Consider the following 16,830-nt stretch of genomic DNA (forward strand, 5'->3'; position numbering starts at 1 on the left):
GATGCATCTGCTGCGCACCACGCCGGGCGGTTTCGTCGACGATACGCAGGGCGTCGTCCGGATCGACCAGCAACCGGCCGACATCGTGATCCTGAGCTCGGCCGACACGACGCTGTCGCTGCTCGCGAGCGTCGTGCCGCATCTGCCGGCCGGCTTCCCGAGCGTGCGGCTCGCGAACGTCACGTTCCTGCGGCAGCCGGCGTCGGTCGACTTCTATGTAGACGACGTGCTGCAGCACGCGAAGTCGGTCGTGATCGATCATCTCGGCGGCGAGGCGTACTGGCCGTACGGGATCGAGCAGGCCGTGTCGCTCGCGTCGAAGCGCGGGCAGCCGCTCGCGATGTTCTCGGGCGACCTGCAGGAAGACCCGAACCTCGTCGCGAAAAGCACCGTCGCGCCCGACCTGTGCCGGCTGTGGTGGCGCTACCTGCGTGAAGGCGGCGTGCACAACGCCGAGGCGCTGCTGCGCAGCATCGCCTTCCACACGCTCGGCTTCGGCGACGAACCCGAATTGCCGCGCCCGCTGCCGGCCGCCGCGCTGTATCACCCGGCGCGCGACCGCGCGAGCGTCGACGACTGGCGGCCGCGCTGGACGCCCGGCGCGCCCGTCGTCGCGATCCTGTTCTATCGCGCGCACTGGCAGGCCGCGAACACGGCCGTGTTCGACGCGCTGGCCGACGCGCTCATCGTCGAAGGGCTGAATCCGCTGCCGATCGCGGTCACGTCGCTGAAGGACGCGGTGAGCCGCGAAGTCATCACGCAGCTCTGCGACACGCACGGCGTCGCGCTCGTGCTGAACACGACCGCATTCGCGGCGGGTGCGATCGACAGCCCCGAGCACGACGTGCTCGCCGGCGACGCGCCGGTACTGCAGGTGATCTTGTCCGGAGGCAATCGCGACGCGTGGGTGGCCGACAACCAGGGCCTGCATGCGCGCGACATCGCGATGCACATCGCGCTGCCCGAGGTCGACGGCCGCATCGTCACGCGTGCGGTGAGCTTCAAGGGGCTCGCGTACCGCTGCCCGCACACCGAGGTCGACGTCGTGCGCTACCAGCCGGATGCCGAGCGGATCGCGTTCGTCGCGGCGCTTGCGCGCGGCTGGTGCCGGCTGCGCACGCTCGATAACGCCGACAAGCGCGTCGCGCTGATTCTCGCGAACTATCCGCAAAGCGAAGGGCGGATCGGCAACGGGGTCGGGCTCGATACGCCGGCGTCCGCGCTGCGCGTGCTCGCGGCGCTGCGCGACGCGGGCTACGCGGTGGCCGACCTGCCGCCCGACGGCGACGCGCTGATCGCGCGGCTCACCGAAGGCGTGACCAACGACGCGGCCGTGCATGCGTTGCGCCCCGCATTCCAGAGCTTCCCGCTGGCGGACTACGTCGCGCGTTTCGCGCGGCTGCCGACGGCCGTGCGCGACGCGCTGAACGAACGCTGGGGCCCGCCCGAAGCCGACCCGACGCTGCGGCAAGGCCGTTTCACGATCGCCGGCTGGCGCGCGGGCAACGTGTTCGTCGGCATCCAGCCGTCGCGCTCGCGCGGCGAGAACGACTACGCGAGTTACCACGACGCGGATCTCGTGCCGCCGCACGCGTATCTCGCGTTCTATTTCTGGCTGCGCGATGCGTACCGCATCGACGCGGTCATCCACCTCGGCAAGCACGGCAACCTCGAATGGCTGCCGGGCAAGAGCGTCGCGCTGTCCGACGCGTGCTGGCCGGACCTGACGCTCGGGCCGCTGCCGCACCTGTATCCGTTCATCGTCAACGATCCGGGCGAGGGCAGCCAGGCGAAGCGCCGCGCGCAGGCCGTGATCATCGATCACCTGATGCCGCCGCTCACGCGCGCGGAAAACTACGGCCCGCTGCAGGATCTCGAACGGCAGGTCGACGAATACTACGAAGCACTGATGGTCGATGCGCGGCGCGCGAAGCTGCTGCGCAAGACGATCCTCGCGACGATCGCCGAGCACCGGCTGCACGACGAACTGAGCGTGTCGCCGCCGCGCGATACGGGCGACGAGGATGCGCTGCTCACGCGCGTCGACGCGTGGCTATGCGAACTGAAGGAAGCGCAGATCCGCGACGGGCTGCACGTGTTCGGCGTGTCGCCGGCCGAGCGCCAGCGGCGCGATACGCTGCTCGCGCTTGCGCGCTTTCCGGTGGGCGACGGCAAGGGTGCGCGCGCCGGGTTAATTGGTGCGCTGGCGCGCGATCTCGCACTCGGCGACGACTTCGATCCGCTCGTGGCCGATTGGGCCGCGCCGTGGGTTGGCCCACGACCGGCGATCCTGCAGGCGCTCGATGCATCGCCGTGGCGCCATGCGGGCGATACGCGCGAGCGGCTTGAACGGCTCGCGCAGCAATGGCTCGACGGGCTGTGCGCAGCGGACGGCGGCGGAACGGGCAACGACGCGACACCGCCCGGCGACTGGCCGCACACGCTCGCCGTGATCGCGCGAGTCCGCGCGACGCTGCTGCCCGCGCTCGACGCGTGCGGCGGCGAGGAAATGCGCCAGCTGCTGCGCGGGCTCGATGGCCGCTTCGTGCCGCCGGGGCCGAGCGGCTCGCCGTCGCGCGGCCGCCCGGACGTACTGCCGACCGGCCGCAATTTCTATTCGGTCGATACACGCGCGGTGCCGACGCAGGCCGCGTGGTCGCTCGGCCTGAAATCCGCGCAGCAACTGATCGAGCGCCATCTGCAGGATCACGGCGACTATCCGCGCGCGATCGGCCTGTCCGTCTGGGGCACGGCGACGATGCGCACGGGCGGCGACGACATCGCGCAGGCGTTCGCGCTGCTCGGCGTGCGGCCGAAATGGGCGCACGGCAGCCATCGCGTGACCGACTTCGAGATCCTGCCGATCGAGATCTTCGACCGGCCGCGCATCGACGTGACGCTGCGCGTGTCGGGCTTCTTCCGCGACGCGTTCCCGAACCTGATGCACCTGTTCGACGCGGCCGTGCAGGCGGTGGCCGCGCTCGACGAGCCCGAGGCACTGAACCCGGTCCGCGCGCGCATCGAGCGCGAACGCGAGAAATGGGTCGCGCAGGGCGTGGCGCCGGACGAAGCGCGACGCCGCGCCGGCTGGCGCGTATTCGGCGCGCGGCCGGGCAGCTACGGCGCGGGCCTGCAGGACCTGATCGACCAGCGCCGCTGGCAGACCGACGCCGATCTCGCCGATGCCTACCGCCAGTGGGGCGGCCATGCGTACGCACAGAACAGCGCGGGCGATGCGGCGGCCGACGTGTTCGGCGAGCGGCTCGCGACGATCGATGTCGTCGTACAGAACCAGGACAGCCGCGAGCACGACATCCTCGATTCGAACGACTACTACCAGTTCCAGGGCGGGATGACGGCGGCCGTGCGGCACCTTTCGGGGCAGCAGCCGAGCATCTACCACGGCGACCATGCGAACCCGGCCGCGCCGAAGATGCGCACGCTGCGCGAGGAAATCGCGCGCGTGATCCGCTCGCGCGTCGTCAACCCGAAATGGCTCGACGGCGTGAAGCGTCATGGCTACAAGGGCGCGGCCGAGCTGGCCGCGACGGTCGACTACCTGTACGGCTATGACGCGACCGCGCGCGTGCTGTCCGACCATCAATACGCGCTCGTCGCCGACGCGTACCTGTTCGACGACGCCACCCGCGCGTTCCTCGAACGGCACAATCCGAAGGCGCTGCACGGCATCTGCGAACGCTTCGTCGAGGCGATGCAGCGCGGCCTGTGGCAGCAGTCGGGCGACTATCGCGAACGGATCGAAGCGGTCTGGCTCGCGAGCGAACAACTCCAGGAAGGGGGACGGCGATGACCGATCCGACGACGCACCGCGCCCGCGCGGTTTTTCCGTTTGCGGCGCTCGTCGCGCAGGACGCATTGCAGCAGGCGCTGCTGCTCGCCGCGATCGACCCGTCGCTCGGCGGCGTGCTCGTGAGCGGGCCGCGCGGCACCGCGAAATCGACCGCGGCGCGCGGCCTGGCGGAGCTGTTGCCCGAAGGGCAGTTCGTCACGCTGCCGCTGTCGGCGAGCGACGAGCAGGTGACGGGTACGCTCGATCTCGCGCATGCACTCGCTGAAAACGGCGTGCGCTTCCGGCCGGGCCTGCTCGCGCGGGCGCATCTCGGCGTGCTGTACGTCGACGAAGTGAACCTGCTCGCCGACGGGCTCGTCGACACGCTGCTCGACGTCGCCGCGAGCGGCGTGAACATCGTCGAGCGCGATGGCGTGTCGCACGCGCACGATGCGCGCTTCGTGCTGATCGGTACGATGAATCCGGAGGAGGGCGAGCTGCGTCCGCAACTGCTCGACCGCTTCGGGTTGATGGTCGAGCTGGAGAACTGCTTCGACGCCGCGCAGCGCGAGCGGATCGTGAAGGCGCGGCTTGCATTCGATCTTGATTCCGATGCATTCCGCGCACGTCATGCATCCGCGCAACGCGCACTCGGCGACCGGATTCACGCGGCACGCGCACGGCTCGCGGCGCTCGATTTCGACGATACGGTTCATGCGCGCGTCAGCGCGCTGTGCATCGACGCGGCCGTCGACGGGCTGCGCGCCGATCTCGTGATGCTGCGCGCGGCGCGTGCGCTCGCCGCGCTGGAGCACGCCGACGCGGTGACGGTGTCGCATGTCGAGCGGGTGGCCGACGCGGTGCTGCGGCATCGGCGCCACGCGGGGCCGCCGCCGTCGTCCGGCGCGCAGCAACCCAACGACGAACGCGACGGTCGCTCTGCGCCCAATGCGCCTGACACGCGCGGTCGCCCCGACGATTCGTCCGATGTGACGAAGAACGACGCCACGGCATCCCAGGGCGACTGGGGCTACCTGCCGCCCGAGCCGGCCGGGCTGCGCGACGTGAAAGGCGTGGTGCCGCTGCCGCTAAAAAAACGCTGAGCCATCGAGCCGGCGCCGCCGCGAACACTGTTCGCGGTCCTCGATGGCAATCAGGCGCAGCCGCGCGCGTGCCGGGCACGGTGCGCGCCGGCACGGCCGTGGCGTGGCCGGCGACGCTCGCCGCGAAGCGCGGCGGCCCGCTGCAGCGCGACCATCTGCGCTTTCGCCAACGCGCCGGCACGCCGCACGCACTGCATTGCTTCGTGCTCGACTGCTCGGCGTCGATGCTGTCGCACGAGCGGCTCGCACTGGCGAAGGGGCTGATCGTCGCGTATTTCGACCAGGCCGCGCGCGACCGTGTCGAAACCGCGCTGATCTGTTTCGGCGGCCATGGCGCCGTGCGCCGCTTCGGCCCGGCCGTGCCGCGCTGGTGGAATGCGCGCTGGCTCGAACCGGTCGAAGGCGGCGGCGGCACGCCGCTCGCGGACGGCATCGCGGCCGCCGCGCAAATGCTCGCACGCGCGGCGCGGCGCGCGCCGGCCAAGCAGCGCTGGCTGTGGGTGCTGTCCGACGGCCGCACGCGCGAGACGCCCGCGAAACCCGCGGCGGCCGATCACGTCGTGTTCGTCGACTTCGACGATGCGGCCGTGCGGATCGGGCAGGGCGCGCGGCTGGCCGCGGCGTGGGGCGCGCAGTGGGTGACGGCCGACGCGCTGTGCACGGGCCGCGCCGGCTGATGGCCGGCCGGCGGTACGCTATGATCGCCGTTTCTGCTTCAACCCATTGGAACAACCCGCCATGCAAGTACTGGTCGATGCCGACGCGTGTCCCGCCGTCATCAAGGACATGCTGTTTCGCGCCGCGCGTCGTGCCGAAATCTGCGTGACGCTGGTCGCGAACCAGTTTCTGCGCACGCCGCCGCCGTGCTCGACAAGGGCGCGCATGCGCTCGACCCGCGCGGCAACTGGTTCAGCCGCGAGAACATCGAGGAACGCCTGTCGACGCGCGCGATGATGGATCAGTTGCGCAGCGCGGGCATCGACACGGGCGGGCCGGCGCCGTTCAGCGCACGCGACGGCAAGGCGTTTGCCGCGCAGTTCGACCGGTTCCTGGCGCGACAGGGCAAGCCTTGAGGTTGTGTCGCGGCCGCCGCGTGTCGTGATCGCCCTGCGCGGGGCGACACCTGCGCGCCATGCGCTATATCACCGAATCCGCATTCAATCGCGCGCATCGCTGCTGCGAGGATGCAGGTTTGTCCCTACGCTGCTATCGTGGCGCAAACCACAACACAGCATAGGAGCGCACGCGTGTCACCGACTCAACTTCTCGTTCCGACCTTCTCCCAGATGCTGCGCGCGCAGTCCGCGTGGCTCGACAAGGCTGCCGCACACCGCCAGGCCGCGGGCGACGCGCCCGACGCGGCGATGTCGCTGAAGCTGGCGCCCGACATGTATCCGCTCGCGGCACAGGTGCGCTTCTCGTGCTTCCAGGCGATGGAGCCCATCCATCGGCTGCGCGGCGAACCGCTGCCGGCCGCACTGCTCGCATTGCGCGAGGCGGGATGGCATGCGGATGCGCAGCCCGGCACGCTCGCCGATGCGCAGGCGATCATCGCCGGCACGCTCACGTTTCTCGGCGACCTCGCGCCGGATGCGCTCGATGCCGGTGCCGCGCGGCCGATCGCGCTCGACATGCCGAACGGGATCGCATTCGACATGACGGGCGAGCAGTACGCGCGCGACTGGGCGCTGCCGCAGTTCTATTTCCACGCGATCACCGCGTACGCAATCCTGCGCCACCACGGCGTCGAACTCGGCAAGGCCGACTACGTGCCGCACATGCTCGCGTACGTCCGGCCGGGCACGATTCCGCAAGGGTGAGCAGGCAGGCGCCAGGCAACCGCGAAGCGACATGACGCGGGCACTCTTCCTCTGCAGCCGCAACCGGCTGCGCAGCCCGACGGCCGAAGCGGTGTTCGCCGCGTGGCCGGGCGTCGAAACCGACTCCGCGGGCCTCGCGCCCGATGCGGACACGCGCGTGTCCGCCGAGCAGCTCGACTGGGCCGATGTCGTATTCGTGATGGAGCGTGCGCACAAGGCGCGGCTGGCAGCGCAATTCGGTGCGCATCTGCGGGACAAGAAGATCGTGTGCCTCGATATTCCCGACCGGTACGCCTACATGCAGCCGGAACTCGTCACGTTGCTCGAACGCAAGGCCGGCCCGTTGCTGCGCGCATGACCGGCGGGAGCGCTATCGACGTCAGCGCAGCCGGCCGCTTGCGATCGCCGAGAAACAGTCGAGACGCAGCAGCTCGATGATCTTGCGCGTCGGCACGCTCGCACGCAGCGTGTCGAGCCGGTCGACGGTGAACCACTTGCAGCGGGCGATCTCGTTGCTCGCGCGCGGCGTCAGGTGTGCCGGCACGTCGGCCACGAACACATGATGGAGCTTCGTCAGCCCGCCGAACTGCACCGCGTAGTCGAGCGCGAGCCCCTCCAGCCGCGTTTCCTCGGCAAGCTCCCGCAGTGCAGCATCGAGCGGCGTCTCGCCACGCCGGATCGTGCCGCCCGGCAGCGACCAGCGCGATGCGGTGCGGGCGACCAGCAGCACGCTGCTACGCTGACGGCACACGATCGTGGCGCGTTCCTTGATGACGGCGAGAGTGTCCGGCCCGGTACGCATGTTCGGTCAAACAGGTGCTGAATCGTGGAGGAAATGCATGTCGGCGGCGCGCGACCCGCCAGCCGGCCGCAACGGCGTAGAGGCCGCCGTACCGATCTTAGCGGCCGTTCATGACAGTTCCATGCACGCCTTCGCGGGGCAAACGCCGAGTCACGCGTGCGTATAGATGCCGCTGCGCGCGGGCTTCACGTGACGCGGCTGGCGGCGCTTGTGAACAGCCCGCCGATGGTGGGACGGCGGCGGCGTGACGTGCCGGCGCGCGGGCGCGGGCCGGGCGGTCGGTGAGGACGACTGCGGCGCTCCCCCCGGCATCCCGGTCTGTCCTTCGCCGAAGTGGAACGTCTGGGTTTGCGCATGTCCGACGCCCAGCGTCGACGCCAGCATGAAGGCCGCCAGCAGCATCCGTTTCATGAATGATCCGTCCGATTTTTTTGAGATGAAGATTGCCCGCCAGCTTAACGAAAGGCGGGATGCCACCGCAACCGGCCCGGGTTCGGTGTCGCCCCGACTTGCGCACGGCGGCGTCTTTCGCTTCGCCTCAGGGTGCCGCCGGGGTTGACAACGAATTTCCTGAGTGTGAATATAAATTCACATACAAGAATTATTCGTCGAATCCGGACGGCCGCGCCCAAGCGCCGGCCTACCGGGACCGGCAGGCCGATCAACGGAACCAGGAGCGGGACGCATGGCGGAACACGAGCAGCAGGGCGCGCTGGCGGGATTGCGCATCATCGATCTGTCGCGGGTGCTGGGTGGCCCGTATGCGACGCAGATCCTGGCCGACCACGGCGCGGAGGTGATCAAGGTCGAACCGCCGTCCGGCGACGAGACGCGCACCTGGGGCCCGCCGTTCGACGGCGATACCGCGTCGTACTTCCTCGGCGTGAACCGCAACAAGCTCGGTATCGCGCTCGACCTGACGCAACCGGCCGACCGCGAGCGGCTGCTCGGCCTGCTCGAACATGCGGACGCGATCGTCGAGAACTTCAAGATCGGCACGATGGAGCGCTGGGGGCTCGGCTTCGACGCGCTGCATGCGCGGTTTCCGCGCCTCGTCCATTGCCGCGTGTCGGGCTTCGGCGCGGACGGCCCGCTGGGCGGGCTGCCCGGCTACGACGCGGCCGTGCAGGCCCTCGCGGGGTTGATGAGCGTCAATGGCGAAGCCGGCGGCGCGCCGCTGCGGGTCGGCGTGCCGATCGTCGATCTCGTCACCGGGCTGAACGCGGCGCTCGGCGTGCTGATGGCGCTGCGCGAGCGCGACACGAGCGGCCGCGGCCAGTTCGTCGAATCGACGCTGTTCGACTGCGCGCTGTCGATCCTGCATCCGCATACGCCGAACTTCTTCCATTCTGGGAAAGCACCCGTGCGCACCGGCAACGCGCATCCGAACATCACGCCGTACGACAGCTTTCCGACGGCGAGCGTCGACATCTTTCTGGCGGTCGGAAACAACGGGCAGTTCGCGGGCTTGTGCGACGTGCTCGGCACGCGCGACTGGCTCGACGATCCGCGTTTCGCGGACAACCGCGCGCGCAGCGCGAACCGCGCCGCGCTGCGCACGCTGCTCGAAACGGCGTTGGCCGGACACGACGGCGCGGCGCTCGCCGAGCAACTGATGCGGCGCGGCGTGCCGTGCGCGCCGGTGCTCGGGCTCGATGCGGCGCTCGACCATCCGCATGTCGCGCATCGGCAGATGAAGGTCGAGCTGGGCCGGCATCGCGGCATCGCGTCGCCGATCAAGCTCGGCCGCACGCCGGCCACGTACCGGCGGCCGCCGCCCGCGCTGAACGAGCACGCGGCGCAGGTGTTTGCCGACGCCGAGCCCAACGCTGAAGACCGCGACCACGACACACGCCGGGACTGACCCGCATCGCGGCCGCCGGCCGTGTCGCGCGCCCGACGGCGCCGCACGGCCACTCGAACACCACGCCGGGCGACGACGCGCGCACCGGCTGAAGAGGAGACGCATCATGCTTGCATGGATCGGCGCGATCGCCATCGTCGCGCTGTTCGGCCTGATCATCACGAAGCGGCTATCGCCGCTCGTCGCGCTGATCGTCGTGCCGGTGGCCGCGTCGCTCGCGGCCGGGTTCGGGCTTGCGACCGGCAAGTTCATCGTGCACGGCGTACAGAACATCGGCCCGATCGCCGGGATGTTCGTTTTTGCGATTCTTTTTTTCGGAATCCTCACCGACGCCGGGATGCTCGATCCGATCATCGCGGGCGTGCTGCGCGTGATCGGCTGCCATCCGCCGCGTATCGTGATGGGCTCGGCGCTGCTCGCGCTGCTGATCCATCTCGACGGCTCGGGCGCCGTCACGTTTCTCGTCACGCTGCCCGCGATGATGCCGCTCTATACGCGGCTCGGGATGGATCGCCGCATCCTCGCCTGCGTCGCGTCGATGGCGGCCGGCGTCAATTTCCTGCCGTGGGTCGGGCCGATGCTGCGCGCATCGGCGGCGCTGCACATTCCCGGCTCGGCGATCTTCATGCCGATGATTCCGGTGCAGATCGTCGGGCTCGTGTTCGTGTTCGGCACCGCCTACGTGCTCGGCGTGCGCGAGGCGAAGCGGCTCGGGCTCGATCGTGCCGGCGCGGCGTCGCTCGCGATCGCGCCGCGGGCGCTGACCGACGACGAGCGCGCATTGCGCCGGCCGGAGCGCTTCCGGATCAATCTCGTGCTGACGCTCGTCGTGCTCGTCACGCTCGTGGCGGGCATCGTCGACCCGATGGTGATGTTCATGCTCGGCACGGTCGCCGCGCTCGTGATCAACTACCCGGACGTGCAGGCCCAGCGCGAGCGGATCGACGCGCACGCCAAGGCCGCGCTGATGATGGCGAGCGTGCTGCTCGCGGCCGGCGCGTTCACCGGCATCATGTCCGGCACCGGGATGCTGAAGGCGATGGCGGACGTGGTCGTCGCGCACGTGCCGGTCGAGCATGCGCGCCACATGCCGTTCGTGCTCGGGCTGCTGTCGATGCCGCTCAGCCTGCTGTTCGACCCCGATTCGTTCTACTTCGGCGTGCTGCCGGTGCTCGCGGAAAGCGCGAAGCTGCTCGGCGTGCCGCCGATCCAGATGGCGCAGGCCGCGCTGCTCGGCCAGATGACGACGGGCTTTCCGGTGAGCCCGCTCACCCCCGCGACGTTCCTGATCGTCGGCCTGACCGGCGTCGAGCTGGCCGAGCACCAGAAATTCACGATTCCGTTCCTGTTCGCCGCCACCGTGCTGATGGTGTTCGCCGCCGTGATCGTGGGCGTGTTTCCGTTGTGAGCGTGCGAGACCTGCCGCTTCGTGCCAACCCGCCGGGCGATCCCGCAAGGGGACGCGCGTCGGAGTGGAAGCCTCGACGCCGCCGGGCGTTTTCCTTCTTGAAAGCGGCGTAGCCGCTTGGCCTTTTCCAGGAGTGCATGCCATGCAGTTCGACCTGACCGATGACCAGCGCGCGATCGAAAGCGCGATCGAGAAAATCTGCGCGCGCTTCGGCGACGATTACTGGCTCGAACGCGATCGCGCGGGCGGGTTTCCGGCCGATTTCCACGCGGCGCTCGCCGAGGCCGGCTGGCTCGGCATCGCGATGGACCCGGCCCATGGCGGCGCCGGGCTCGGGATGACCGAGGCCGCGCTGATGATGCGCACGATCAGCGCCTCGGGCGCCGGCCTGTCCGGCGCGTCGGCCGTCCACATGAACATCTTCGGGCTGAATCCGGTGCAGGTGTTCGGCACCGACGCGCAGAAGGCGCGCTTCCTGCCGCCGCTGATCGCCGGGCGCGACAAGGCGTGCTTCGCGGTGACGGAACCCGATGCGGGCCTCGACACCACGCACCTGAGCACGCAGGCGCGCCGCGACGGCGACCATTACGTGCTGAGCGGGCGCAAGATCTGGATCTCGACCGCGCAGGTCGCGAACAAGATGCTGATCATCGCGCGCACGACGCCGCTCGACCAGGTCGCGAAGCCGACCGACGGGCTGAGCCTGTTCTATACCGACCTCGACCGCTCGCGCGTCGAGGTGCGCGAGATCGAGAAGATGGGCCGCAAGGCGGTCGATTCGAACATGCTGTTCATCGACAACCTGCGCGTGCCGGAAGGCGACCTGATCGGTAACGAAGGCGACGGCTTCCGCTACCTGCTGCACGGGCTGAATCCCGAACGGATCCTGATCGCCGCGGAGGCGATCGGGCTCGGGCAGGCCGCGCTGCGCCGCGCGACGCAGTACGCGTGCGAGCGTGTCGTGTTCGGCCGGCCGATCGGGCAGAACCAGTCGATCCAGCATCCGCTCGCGCAGGCGTGGATGCAGCTCGAGGCCGCGTGGCTGATGGTGATGAAGGCGGCGACGCGCTACGACGCGGGGCAGTCGTGCGGCGCCGAGGCCAACGCCGCGAAGTACCTCGGCGCGGAAGCCGCGTTCCAGGCGTGCCAGACGGCGGTCGCGACGCACGGCGGGATGGGCTATGCGAAGGAATACCATGTCGAGCGCTACCTGCGCGAGTGTATGATTCCGAGGCTCGCGCCCGTGAGTCCGCAACTGATCCTGTGCTACATCGCGGAGAAGGTGCTCGGGCTGCCGAAGTCGTACTGACCGGTCCGACCCGGCAGCCGGCCCGGTGCGCGGTTTCCCGTTCCGATTCAAGCACTCGTCATGGACGTCAAACTCGTTGCCCGCACGCTCGACCTGTTCGAGCTGTTCGCCGCCGAACGGCGGCCGCTGCCGCTCACCGAACTCGCGCGCCTGCTCAATGTGCCGGCGTCGAGCTGCCTCGCGATGGCGCGCACGCTCGTGAGCCGCGGCTACCTGTACGAAGTGCGCAAGCGCGGCGGCTACTACCCGACGCGCCGCCTGCAGACGATCGCCGCCGCGATCGACGCGACCGACCCGGTCGTCGACATCGTCCATCCGCATCTCGTCGCGCTGCGCGACGCGAGCCGCGAGACGGCCGTGCTCGGCAAGATCCAGGGTGTGGCGGTCACGTATCTCGACGTCGTCGAGTCGGAGCAGGCGATCCGCTATACGCGCGCGCCGGGCGAACTGCGCCCGCTGCATGCGAACTCGATCGGCAAGGCGATCTTCGCGGAACTGGCCGGCGACGCGCAGCAGGCGCTCGGCGCGCAATTGCCGTTCGAGCGCTTCACCGATGCGACGGTGGCGGATCTACCCGCGCTCGTCGCGCAAACCGCCCGGTTTCGCGAACTCGGCTGGGCCGAGAACTTCGGCGAGAGCGCGCCCGAGCTGTCGGCGATCGCGGTTGCGTTGACGCTCGACGGCGACTGGTACGGGCTGTCGGTGGTCGGGCCGACCGAGCGGATTCGCCAGCATCGCGACACGCATGCGGCGCTGCTCGTCGACGCGAAGGCCAGGCTGCTGGCCGAGCACGCGCGCGACTGAAAGCGGGCAGGGCGCGCCGCCCAGCGGGCCGTCCGCCGGCGATCCGGTAGCGGGCGATCGCCGTGAACGGCCCCGGATGCGCAGGCCTCGCGCCTAGCGCCGGCCGCTGCGCCGCATCACGACTTCACCCACACGCCGCCCGCACTCGGGTTGTCGCCTTGCGTCCACCATTTCGCACAGTATTTCGCGCCCTGGTACATCACGCAGGTGCCGCCCGAATACGCGGTGGTGGCCGACCACGTGGGCGTGCCGCCGCCGACCACTTTCCACACGGCGGCCTGGCCGGGCACGTCGCCCTGCGTCCACCATTGCGCCTGGTACGTCGTGCCCTGGTAGGTGACCGTCGCGCCGGCCGTATAGACCTGGCCGGCCGCCCAGGGCGCGCCCGGTTGCGGCGTGCCGCCGTCCGAGCCGCCGCCGTAGTTCGGATCCTGCGTGACGCCCGTGCCCCACTTGCCGTCGAGCCGCTTGAAGATCGTCGCGAACGCGTACGGCTGCTGCGCGACGCCCGAGCAGGTCGGCGACGCATACGTGCCGCCCGACGGGCACGCCTGATCGCGGCCGACCGACCAGTTGCCGAAGAAGCCGTAGCCGTTGCTGACCGCCGCGTTCAGCACGCTTTGCGCATTCGCGAGCGTGAAGGTTTCGCCTTGCACGTCGTTCACGCCGATCATCGGCGTGACGCCGACCATCTGCCAGAGCTGCGCATTCGTCTTCGGCTGGCCGGCCGACTTGAAAGCCGTATCGAGCTGCGAGTAGAGCGCCTGCGCGGCACTGATCGCGGCCGCGCCCATGTCGAGGTTCGCGGGGCCGTAGTCCATCGCCATCACGTTCACCGCATCGAATGTGGTCTTGTTCGCGATCGCCGCGTTGACGACGTTCAGGCCGTCCTGCGTGAGCCCGGTCGGCATCGTCGGCAGCGTCAGCGTGACGTGCAGCGGCTTGCCTTTCGCCGCATAGCTCGCCTGCAGCTGCGTGACCGCCTGGAAGTTGCGCGCGACCGCGGCCGTGTCCGTTTGCGACGCACCTTCGATGTCGAAGTCGACGTGCGTGAGGCCGTACGTGTCAATCACGGTCTGGTACGCGCTCGCCAGCGCGGGGACCGTCGAGCACGCCTGCATCAGCGGCGTGCCGTTCGCACCGCCGAACGACACGGCGACTTCGCCGCCTTTCGCGCGATAGCTCGCGATCGACGTCGACAGCGCGGTCAGCAGGCCGCCGCTCGCGCCGTTGCCGATCGGCTGCACGCCGCCCCATGACGGCACACAGCCGTTGCCCGCGACCACGAACGCGAGCGTGAACTGCTGGATGCCTTGCCGGACGCCGATCTGGTCGACGAGCGGCGTCGGGTAGAGCGTCACGTCGACGTAGGGCGCATAGACGCCGGCGCCCTGAGACACGCTCGCCACGGCAAGCAGGCAACCCGCTGCAAGTGCGCGCGGGATGAAACGCGGCAACACATTGTTGTTCATTGTGTTCTCCAAGTGGAAGAGGGATACGCTGGCCCGCGTATCGCCGCCGGTCGGGCGACCGGGCAGGCCCGGCCGACGGCGTGCTCATCTTGGAGGATTCGCGTCGAATAGTGAATAGTCAGGAGTTCTTTTTGTTATTTGATTCCCGATACGTAACGATCTTGCCGATTCGACACAGTTCCTGAATGCGTGACACGGGTGATTTTTCCGATCGACCGGGAGAGGCCCGACGCGTGTCGCTCGTCGCGCTTCAAGCCGATGGCGGCTGCACGAGCGAGCGCGCCAGTGCGACGAAGCGCTCGACGCACGCCGACGCGAACGGCTCGTTCCACGACACGATCTGCTCGACCGCGCGCGTGCCGGCGAGCGGCACGTAGACGACGCCCGGACGCTGCAGCGTGGCCGTGAAACCCGGCACGATCGCGATGCCGCGTTCGGCGGCCACCAGCGACACGAGCGTCGTGATCTGTGCGGCGGTCGCGCCGATCCGCGGCGTGAATCCGGCTTGCGCGCACAGGTCGTCCAGTGCCGCGGTCAATGCCGAGCCGTAACCGGGCGGAAAGGTGACGAAGGTTGCGTGCGCAAGCGCCGCGACGTCGACGCTCGCACGGCTCGCGAGCGGATCGCCGGCCGGCACGGCCGCGACGAGCGGTTCGCGCGACACGACGAGCGATGCCACCGGCACGCCGGGCGCACCGTGCCACGCCCAGCCGAAACCGATGTCCATCGTGCCGTCCGCGATCTGCTGGCGCTGGCTCGCGGTCGCCGCCTCGCGGAACGCCAGCTCGACGTCGGGCATCGTCCGGCTCGCGACGCGGATAACGTCCGGGAACGTGTCGGACATCGGGATCGAGCTCGCATAGCCGATCACGATTCGCCCGGCAACGCCCTGCGCGATCTTGCGCGCGCTCGCCTCGGCCTCGGCGGCCGCGCTGACGACGTGGCGCGCATGGTCGAGGAACGCGGCGCCTTCCGGCGTCAGCCGCACCGCGCGCGTCGAACGCTCGAACAGCCGGACGCCGAGCTCGCTTTCGAGTGCAGCGATATGGCGCGTCAGCGGCGGCTGCGCGACCCGCAGGCGCAACGCCGCGCGGCCGAAGTGCAGTTCGTCGGCGACGACCACGAAATAGCGGAGGCGGCGTAGGTCGAGCATTGTTGTCGTTCCGGTATCAATCGCGATGAAAACGGTATTGGCGTGCACGCGGCGCGCTCGTCAGACTGTCGGTATCGACGACCAGGCCGCTCCGATGAACGACAGGACCACGCGCATCGCGTTCTTTCTCTGCGGCTTCGCCGCGTTTCTCAATCTGTATTCGACGCAGGGCATCCTGCACGAACTCGCGGCCACCTTCGGTGTCAGCGCGGAGCGCGCGGGGCAGGGCGTGAGCGCCACCACGACGGCCGTCGCCATTATCGCGCCGTTCGTCGGCATGCTGGCCGCGCGCATCGAGCGGCGCGTCGCGATCTCGCTCGCGGCGGTGGCCGTCGCGCTGCCGGTCGTGTGGTCCGCGCAGGCGGGCGGTTTCACGTCGTTCCTCGGCGCGCGCTTTGCAGCCGGTCTCGTCATGCCCTTCATTTTCGCGCTGTCGATCGCCTATATCGCCGAGCGCTTCGATCGCGGCACCTCCGCCGAGATCAGCGCGCTGTTCGTCGCCGGCACGACGCTCGGCGGTTTCGCCGGCCGCTTCGCGACCAACCTGATGACGTCGATCTGGGGCTGGCGGCATGCGCTCGACGTCGTCGCGGCGCTGTGTCTCGTCACGGGCGTCGCGATCTACGCGAGCCTGCCGGCGTCCGGCGCGATCGCGCGGCGCGTCGAGCACGTTGCGGATAGCGGTGCGGGGCCGTCCTGGCGCATCGTCACGCGCGGCCCGCTGCTTGCATCGTTCGCGATCGGCGCATGCGTGCTCGCGTCGCAGGTCGCGACGTTCACGTTCGTCGGCCTGCGCCTGGCCCGCGCGCCGTTCAACTTCGGCACGGTCGGGATCGGCGCGATCTACGCGGTGTTTCTGGTGGCGGTGGTCGTGACCCCGCTGGCAGGGCGCCTCGCGCGGCATCGCGGCCCGCGCGCGCCGGGGCTTGCCGCGGCCGCGCTCGCGATCGGCGGGGCGCTGCTCACGCTGTCCAACCACGTGCCGGTGATCCTGGCCGGCCTCGCGCTCAGCTCGACCGCCGTGTTCGTCGAACAGGCGTCGGCCAACACGTTCATCTCGCAGGCGGCGTCGAGCGCGCGCTCGACGGCGATCGGCATCTACCTGTCCTGCTATTACTTCGGCGGCAGCCTCGGCTCGATCCTGCCGGTGCCCGGCTGGCATCGGTGGGGATGGGCCGGCTGCGTCGCGTTCGTGGTCGCGACGCAAGCGATCGTCGGCGTGCTCGTGTACCGGTTCTGGCGCGCCGACGGCACAGCCGGCACCGCGCAGGCCGACGCACGCGGCGTCACACCGACGCGCTGACC

General features: G+C 69.8%; 14 protein-coding genes and 1 pseudogene. 11 read left to right on the plus strand and 4 right to left on the minus strand.

Annotation, left to right across the window (positions count from 1 at the left end; all coding sequences use genetic code 11):
• Position 1 precedes the first annotated feature (1 nt).
• From cobN to CFB40_RS09055, 6 genes and pseudogenes are all read left to right on the plus strand, one after another.
• Positions 2 to 3,811 carry a cobaltochelatase subunit CobN gene (cobN, locus tag CFB40_RS09030; protein WP_089431068.1) on the plus strand — a complete coding sequence of 1,270 codons (3,810 nt, stop codon included), beginning with the start codon at positions 2 to 4 and terminating at the stop codon, positions 3,809 to 3,811.
• Positions 3,808 to 4,893 (plus strand): ATP-binding protein, encoded by a 1,086-nt coding sequence (locus CFB40_RS09035; RefSeq protein WP_089431069.1) that lies wholly within the window; start codon positions 3,808 to 3,810, stop codon positions 4,891 to 4,893. Before cobN ends, CFB40_RS09035 begins: the two co-directional genes overlap by 4 nt.
• Before the next feature lie 68 nt (positions 4,894 to 4,961).
• Positions 4,962 to 5,570, plus strand: coding sequence for a vWA domain-containing protein (locus CFB40_RS09040; protein WP_089425403.1), 609 nt, complete (start codon positions 4,962 to 4,964; stop codon positions 5,568 to 5,570).
• 61 nt (positions 5,571 to 5,631) lie between these two features.
• Positions 5,632 to 5,966: pseudogene (locus CFB40_RS09045) on the plus strand (YaiI/YqxD family protein).
• A 174-nt stretch (positions 5,967 to 6,140) separates the two neighbouring features.
• A complete protein-coding gene (locus CFB40_RS09050; RefSeq protein ID WP_089431070.1) occupies positions 6,141 to 6,713 on the plus strand; it encodes a DUF1993 domain-containing protein in 573 nt (190 codons plus the stop codon).
• A gap of 31 nt (positions 6,714 to 6,744) precedes the next feature.
• Positions 6,745 to 7,071 carry a low molecular weight protein tyrosine phosphatase family protein gene (locus CFB40_RS09055; protein WP_089431071.1) on the plus strand — a complete coding sequence of 109 codons (327 nt, stop codon included), beginning with the start codon at positions 6,745 to 6,747 and terminating at the stop codon, positions 7,069 to 7,071.
• Positions 7,072 to 7,092: 21 nt separating this feature from the next.
• Here the strand turns inward: CFB40_RS09055 and CFB40_RS09060 are convergent, their stop codons facing one another.
• The gene (locus CFB40_RS09060) at positions 7,093 to 7,515 is read right to left on the minus strand and encodes an NUDIX hydrolase (RefSeq protein WP_089431072.1); all 423 of its coding nucleotides are present in this window, start codon (positions 7,513 to 7,515) and stop codon (positions 7,093 to 7,095) included.
• A 150-nt stretch (positions 7,516 to 7,665) separates the two neighbouring features.
• On the minus strand, positions 7,666 to 7,926 hold the full coding sequence (locus tag CFB40_RS09065; RefSeq protein ID WP_089425408.1) for a hypothetical protein: 261 nt from the start codon (positions 7,924 to 7,926) through the stop codon (positions 7,666 to 7,668).
• Positions 7,927 to 8,200: 274 nt separating this feature from the next.
• Between CFB40_RS09065 and CFB40_RS09070 the strand changes: the two genes are divergently transcribed.
• The 4 genes from CFB40_RS09070 (at position 8,201) to CFB40_RS09085 (ending at position 12,900) form a co-directional block, all read left to right on the plus strand.
• On the plus strand, positions 8,201 to 9,379 hold the full coding sequence (locus CFB40_RS09070; RefSeq protein WP_089425409.1) for a CaiB/BaiF CoA transferase family protein: 1,179 nt from the start codon (positions 8,201 to 8,203) through the stop codon (positions 9,377 to 9,379).
• A 106-nt stretch (positions 9,380 to 9,485) separates the two neighbouring features.
• A complete protein-coding gene (locus CFB40_RS09075) occupies positions 9,486 to 10,787 on the plus strand; it encodes a CitMHS family transporter (RefSeq protein WP_089425410.1) in 1,302 nt (433 codons plus the stop codon).
• Positions 10,788 to 10,929: 142 nt separating this feature from the next.
• Complete coding sequence (locus tag CFB40_RS09080) at positions 10,930 to 12,096, plus strand: acyl-CoA dehydrogenase family protein (RefSeq protein WP_089431073.1); 1,167 nt, start codon at positions 10,930 to 10,932, stop codon at positions 12,094 to 12,096.
• A gap of 60 nt (positions 12,097 to 12,156) precedes the next feature.
• Positions 12,157 to 12,900: an IclR family transcriptional regulator gene (locus tag CFB40_RS09085; RefSeq protein ID WP_089431074.1), complete on the plus strand. Its 744-nt coding sequence runs from the start codon at positions 12,157 to 12,159 to the stop codon at positions 12,898 to 12,900.
• Between the two features lie 116 nt (positions 12,901 to 13,016).
• Here CFB40_RS09085 and CFB40_RS09090 read toward each other — a convergent pair whose 3' ends face one another.
• The gene (locus tag CFB40_RS09090) at positions 13,017 to 14,372 is read right to left on the minus strand and encodes a chitinase (RefSeq protein ID WP_089431075.1); all 1,356 of its coding nucleotides are present in this window, start codon (positions 14,370 to 14,372) and stop codon (positions 13,017 to 13,019) included.
• Positions 14,373 to 14,622: 250 nt separating this feature from the next.
• Positions 14,623 to 15,525 carry a LysR substrate-binding domain-containing protein gene (locus tag CFB40_RS09095; protein WP_089431076.1) on the minus strand — a complete coding sequence of 301 codons (903 nt, stop codon included), beginning with the start codon at positions 15,523 to 15,525 and terminating at the stop codon, positions 14,623 to 14,625.
• A gap of 94 nt (positions 15,526 to 15,619) precedes the next feature.
• Here CFB40_RS09095 and CFB40_RS09100 point away from each other — a divergent pair, with 94 nt between their 5' ends.
• Entirely contained in the window at positions 15,620 to 16,828 is a 1,209-nt protein-coding gene (locus CFB40_RS09100; RefSeq protein ID WP_089431077.1) for an MFS transporter, read from the plus strand.
• Positions 16,829 to 16,830: the final 2 nt, after the last annotated feature.

The sequence above is a fragment of the Burkholderia sp. AU31652 genome (genome assembly GCF_002223155.1).
Taxonomy (GTDB): Bacteria; Pseudomonadota; Gammaproteobacteria; order Burkholderiales; family Burkholderiaceae; genus Burkholderia.